Origin of the sequence: Kitasatospora sp. NPDC007106 (assembly GCF_040634455.1) — a bacterium.
Taxonomy (GTDB): Bacteria; Actinomycetota; Actinomycetes; order Streptomycetales; family Streptomycetaceae; genus Kitasatospora; species Kitasatospora arboriphila.
The window spans coordinates 1-4,626 of sequence record NZ_JBEYFP010000472.1 but is presented as its reverse complement, the minus strand read 5'-3'; the positions used below and the strand labels follow the sequence as shown (position 1 = coordinate 4,626).

7 protein-coding genes are annotated in these 4,626 nt (G+C 73.3%); 5 read left to right on the top strand and 2 right to left on the bottom strand.

Annotated features, from left to right (window positions below; translation table 11 throughout):
- The 5 genes from ABZ641_RS26340 to ABZ641_RS26320 all read left to right on the top strand — a co-directional run.
- The coding region (locus ABZ641_RS26340; protein ID WP_359985511.1) for a DUF4395 family protein at positions 1-188 on the top strand (188 nt) is incomplete at its 5' end.
- A gap of 320 nt (positions 189-508) precedes the next feature.
- Positions 509-1,279: a lysophospholipid acyltransferase family protein gene (locus ABZ641_RS26335; protein ID WP_344625153.1), complete on the top strand. Its 771-nt coding sequence runs from the start codon at positions 509-511 to the stop codon at positions 1,277-1,279.
- A gap of 166 nt (positions 1,280-1,445) precedes the next feature.
- A complete protein-coding gene (locus ABZ641_RS26330) occupies positions 1,446-2,540 on the top strand; it encodes a hypothetical protein (protein ID WP_359985508.1) in 1,095 nt (364 codons plus the stop codon).
- A gap of 53 nt (positions 2,541-2,593) precedes the next feature.
- Positions 2,594-3,088, top strand: a complete 495-nt coding sequence (locus ABZ641_RS26325) for a DinB family protein (RefSeq protein ID WP_344625151.1) — start codon at positions 2,594-2,596, stop codon at positions 3,086-3,088.
- Between the two features lie 121 nt (positions 3,089-3,209).
- Complete coding sequence (locus ABZ641_RS26320; protein ID WP_359985505.1) at positions 3,210-3,767, top strand: histidine phosphatase family protein; 558 nt, start codon at positions 3,210-3,212, stop codon at positions 3,765-3,767.
- 14 nt (positions 3,768-3,781) lie between these two features.
- Here ABZ641_RS26320 and ABZ641_RS26315 read toward each other — a convergent pair whose 3' ends face one another.
- Together ABZ641_RS26315 and ABZ641_RS26310 are read right to left on the bottom strand one after the other, a co-directional pair.
- Entirely contained in the window at positions 3,782-4,099 is a 318-nt protein-coding gene (locus ABZ641_RS26315; protein ID WP_344625149.1) for a hypothetical protein, read from the bottom strand.
- A gap of 1 nt (position 4,100) precedes the next feature.
- Positions 4,101-4,496, bottom strand: coding sequence for a DUF2809 domain-containing protein (locus ABZ641_RS26310; protein WP_344625148.1), 396 nt, complete (start codon positions 4,494-4,496; stop codon positions 4,101-4,103).
- Between the last annotated feature and the right edge of the window lie 130 nt (positions 4,497-4,626).

Here is a 4,626-nt window from a genome sequence, read left to right as displayed (position 1 = left end):
CCGTCGGCCTCGCCTTCGCGCTCGTCGGCACCCTCGGCTTCCTGTCCGGCGCCGACTGGCTGGGCCTCGCCGCCACCGGGCTGGCCCTCGCCGCGGCCTTCCTCAACGCCGCCTTCGGGTACTGCCTCGGCTGCGAGGCGTACCTGCTGCTGCGGCGCGGCACCGACCGCGTCGGCGCACGGGCCTGACCCGTCCCGGCCGCCGCCCTGCCGCCGTCCTGCCGCCGGTCACGGCCGTAGGACGGCCGCAGGCCGGGGCGGCCGGCCGGAGTGACCCGCCGGAGTGACCGCCACCGGTCACCGGGTGAGACACAGCTCTCACGTGACGTAAGCCTCGCCGCCGATTCCCGCCCCGCGGACGCCGCCGCGTGACATCGGGCACGTCTTCGGGGGATCATCGGGCTGAAACACCCGTGGCCGCCGCGGCGTGCCGCGCCCTCGCCGGTCGGCCCCGACGGCCCGGGTACCTCCGGACCGGGCATCAGGCCCGACGAGAAGTAGGGCTGACCGTGGCTGAGTTCGTGTACCCGCCGGTGATCCGCGCCGCCTTGACCGCGTTCAAGGCGCTCGACCTGCGCGTCTCCGTCGTCGGAGCCGAGCACGTCCCCGCGACGGGCGGCGCCGTCCTGGTGAGCAATCACATCAGCTACCTCGACTTCATCTTCGCCGGCCTCGGCCCCTGGCGCGGCGGCAAGCGGCTCACCCGCTTCATGGCCAAGGACGACGTCTTCAAGCACCGCATCTCCGGCCCGCTGATGCGCGGCATGCGGCACATCCCGGTGGACCGCACCGACGGCCAGCCCGCCTACGACGCCGCCGTCAAGGCGCTGCGCGAGGGCGAGATCGTCGGCGTCTTCCCCGAGGCCACGATCAGCCGCTCCTTCATGCTCAAGAAGTTCAAGACCGGCGCCGCCCGGATGGCCGCCGACTCCGGCGCACCGCTGCTGCCCGTGATCCTCTGGGGCACCCAGCAGCTGTGGACCAAGGGCCGCCCCAAGACCCTCACCAAGCGGCACGTCCCGATCACCGTCATGATCGGCGAGCCGATCGAGCTCACCCCGCAGGACAAGCCGGTCATGGTCACCCGCCGCCTGCGCGCGGCCATGAGCGAGATGTTGGACCGCGCCCAGCGCGAGTACCCCGCCAAGCCGTCCGGCGAGGACGACACCTGGTGGGTCCCGGCCCACCTCGGCGGCACCGCGCCCACCCTGGAGGAGGCCGAGGCCGCCGAGGCCGCAGAGGCCGCCGCCAAGGCGGAGCGTGCGGGCGAGTCCGGCTGACCCTCCCGCCCGGCGTACGGACCGCTCGGCGTACGGACCTCTCGTCCCGTACGCCGGGCGGCCGGTCGCATGCGCACCATGCGCGTGTCACCGACGGCACGGCATCCCCGATCTGACACAGTGGCAGCTCTCGCGGGGGGCTCGACCGCTTCGGGGGGCCGACCCGGTGACGGAGACCAACCACGTGCTGTACCGCACCCGACCGACCGTCCGGCTCGCCGCCGGAGCCCTGACCGCCCTCGCCCTGCTCCCGGGCTGTGCGGCGGATCCACCGCCCCGGCCCGAGGGCGCCCCCTCTCCCCTGTACGGCGGCGGCGACACCAACGGCCTCATCGCCAGCCGCATGTACCTCGACGGCGAGAAGCAGACCAGTGCGGTCTTCACCGTGGCCCCCGACGGCAGCGGGCTGCACCAGATCACCCGGCCCGACCCGAACACCCTGGACGACCACCCCGACTGGTCGCCCGACGGTACGGCCGTCGCCTTCGACCGGACCGTCGGCAGCGGCACCGCCCGGATCTGGACCGTCCCTCCCGACGGCTCCGCCGCCCGGCAGCTGCCGGCCGTCTGCCAGGAGGGCGACCCGTCCTGCCAGGTGGAGGAGGAGAGCGCCCCCGCGTACTCGCCCGACGGCAGCCGCATCGCCTTCGGCCGCGGCTGGGGCGCCGTCGACACCTCCGCGGACCAGATCCAGTACAGCGACATCTACGTGATGGACGCGACCGGCGCGAACCCCCGCCGGCTCACCACCCTCACCCAGGACCAGCCCTACGCCGGGGACGTCGACGACCCGGCGTGGTCCCCCGACGGCAGCCGGCTGGTGTTCTCCTTCCGGACCGGCGACTCGGGCCGGCCCGCCGACTCCCGCGCCCTGTTCATCGTGAACAGCGACGGCAGCGGGCTCCGCCAACTCACCCCCTGGGACCTGCGGGCCGGCGACCGTGCCAACTGGTCGCCCGACGGCAGCCGGATCGTCTTCACCACGTACCCGCCCGGCCCCGACGCCACCCCGGGAGGCGGCATCTACACGATCAACCCCGACGGCAGCGCCACCACCACCCTGCTGTCCGGCTCCCCCGACGTCTTCTACGGCGTCCCCTCCTACGCGCCGGACGGCACCGCCATCGCCTTCGCCAAGGCGACCCTCCCGGGCCAGGCCGACATCTTCACCATGCATCCGGACGGCACCGCCGTCACCCCCGTGACCCGGACCGCCGACACCTGGGAGAGCCGCCCCAACTGGGGCACCGCAGCGCCCTGACCAGCAGCCCCGGACGCCACGCCCCTGCCGGCCACTCGGTAGGGTCGTGGCGCATGACGTCACCTCAGCTCTCCACCGCCACCGAGCGGGACGCCCTCTGCGGGTTCCTCGACAAGCAGCGGGCCGCCCTGCTCCGCACCCTGGACGGAGTCTCCGAGGAGGACGCCCGGAAGGCGCCCACCGCGAGCTCCCTCAGCCTGCTCGGCCTGCTGAAGCACAACGCCCTCTGGGAGCGCCGCTGGTTCCAGGTGATCCTGGCCGGCCGGCACTTCCCCGACGAGTGGCCGCACGTCGAGGACGGTGCGGAGGACGACTTCGTCCTCGGCGAGCACGACGCCCTCCCGCACTGGCTCGCGTACTACCAGGAGCAGGTGGCCACCGCCCGCGGGATCGTCGCCGCCACCGACCTCGACGCACCCTGTGCCTGGCCGAAGCTCGCCCACCGCAACCTCCGGTGGGTCCTCCTCCACATGATCGAGGAGGTCGCCCGCCACGCGGGCCACGCCGACATCATCCGCGAGACCCTCGACGGCACCCGCAGCAGCTGAGGCCCGCCTGGACGAGGGCTTCTGACGTCGTCTCCGGCATGGCCGCGCCGGCCGCGGGGAAGCCCCCACCATGAGCCGCCCCCGCGGATCATGCACGGATCCCACTCCCCCGAGGACCTGGATGGCCGTCGACCTCGTCTACGAATCGCACTCCACCACCACCGACAACGAAGCCGGCATCGCCACCGGACGGCTCCCGGGCCGGCTGTCCGACCTGGGCCGGCGTCAGGCCGTCGAACTGGGCGAACGCCGACGCGGCGACGGATTCGCCGCGGTGTTCACCTCGGACCTGCACCGGGCCGTGGAGACAGCAGCCCTCGCCTTCCCCGACAGCCGACCGCCGGTCCAGCAGGACCGGCGGCTCCGCGAGTGCGACTACGGCGAGCTGAACGGCGGTCCCGCCGCACACGTCGCCGCACGCCGGACCGCCTGCCTCGACGCGCCCTTCCCCGGCGGGCAGAGCTACCGCCAGGTCGTACGGGCCACCGCCGACTTCCTCCAGGAGGTGGCCGCCACGTACGACGGCCGCCGGATCCTGCTGATCGCCCACTCCGCCAACCGGTGGGCCCTGGACTTCCTGCTCACCGGAGTCCCCCTGGAGGAGATCCTCCGGGATCCCCCGGCCTGGCGCCCGGGCTGGCACTACACCGTGCCCGCGGGCTGGGCCCCACCGCCGTGACCGGCCCTCAGTCCTCACCCCTCATCGAACGGCTCGTCACTCCAGCGGAACCACGCCTGGTCGCCGTCGATGTGCAGCAGGAACTCCGCGACCGGCCCCTCCGGGGAGGAGAGCGTCAGCGCCTCGGCGATCCGGTCGTACGCCTCGTCGAAACGCTCCTCGTACTCCTCGGCCTCCAGCAGGGCGAGCGTCTCGGCGAACCACGGCGCCACCGCGGGGTAGCCCGGCCCGGGACGGAACGTCCCCGCCAGCCAAGGGAAGTCGGCCTCGCCGATCTCGATCTCGCCGACGAGCTCCGCCCCTCGCCTCAACCGCCAGACCTCGCCGTGCATCTCAGTGCTCCTCCCCTGGCGTGGTCCGTATCCTGCCACGGCTGCGGACCAGGCCCCGGTGGACCGCCCAGCAGCCTCCCGCACCGACGGCGTACCAGAACAGATCCGGCACGTTGAACGTCGACCCCAGGACGAGCCGCGCCACCGTGCTCTCCGCCGACCACCGCGCCGGCAGGCCCGTCATCTGGAAGAACTCCACACACCAACTCAGCAGCAGTGCCACCCCGGCGGCCCTGCCCGGCCTGATCCGCGGCGCCACCATCACCACCAGGACGTACACGAGCACGGTGTACAGCGCATCACCGCCGTACTTCGCCACCGCCCCGCTGCCCACGGCCCGTAGTCCCAGCCCCGCGACCACGGTCAGCACGCCGGCCAGAGCCGCACCCCAACGCATTCCACGCACCCTGCGCTCCCCCTCGGAAATGCGAGAAGCCCCGCCCGGTGTCCCCGGGCGGGGCTTCTCAGAAGAAGAGATCGGAAGAGCGCGGGTGGGGCAAGAGGGGTGGGGGGTTGGGGTAGTAATC

Coding starts and splice junctions, on each gene's coding strand:
- ABZ641_RS26310 (WP_344625148.1), bottom strand. CDS start 4,496: ATGCGTTGGGGTGCGGCTCTGGCCGGCGTGCTGACCGTGGTCGCGGGG.
- ABZ641_RS26320 (WP_359985505.1), top strand. CDS start 3,210: ATGGCCGTCGACCTCGTCTACGAATCGCACTCCACCACCACCGACAAC.
- ABZ641_RS26325 (WP_344625151.1), top strand. CDS start 2,594: ATGACGTCACCTCAGCTCTCCACCGCCACCGAGCGGGACGCCCTCTGC.
- ABZ641_RS26315 (WP_344625149.1), bottom strand. CDS start 4,099: ATGCACGGCGAGGTCTGGCGGTTGAGGCGAGGGGCGGAGCTCGTCGGC.